This window comes from Delftia sp. ASV31 (genome assembly GCF_016428765.1).
In the GTDB taxonomy this organism is placed as follows: Bacteria; Pseudomonadota; Gammaproteobacteria; order Burkholderiales; family Burkholderiaceae_C; genus Comamonas; species Comamonas acidovorans.
The window spans coordinates 1-282 of the sequence record NZ_JAELTK010000334.1; the positions used below are offsets into that span (position 1 = coordinate 1).

1 pseudogene is annotated in these 282 nt (G+C 68.1%); it reads left to right on the plus strand.

Features of this window, described 5'->3' with window-relative positions:
* Positions 1 to 282 (plus strand): annotated as a pseudogene (locus JHD82_RS30230) (hypothetical protein); the annotation flags it as partial.

Here is a 282-nt window from a genome sequence, read left to right on the forward strand (position 1 = left end):
ACCCAGGCCGTGAGCGTGCTGGCCGTGGCCTTGTTCACGCTGGTGGCCACGGCGGTGCTGCTGTGGCTGCTGGACATGCTGATCGGCCTGCGCGTGGATGAGGAAAGCGAGCTGCAGGGACTGGACCCTGTCTCTTATACACATCTCCGAGCCCACGCTGTCTCTTATACACATCTCCGAGCCCACGAGACGCTGACGTTGATCGCGTATGCCGTCTTCTGCTTGAAAAGGGGGGGGGGGGGGGGGGGGGGGGGGGGGGGGGGGGGGGGGGGGGGGGGGGGG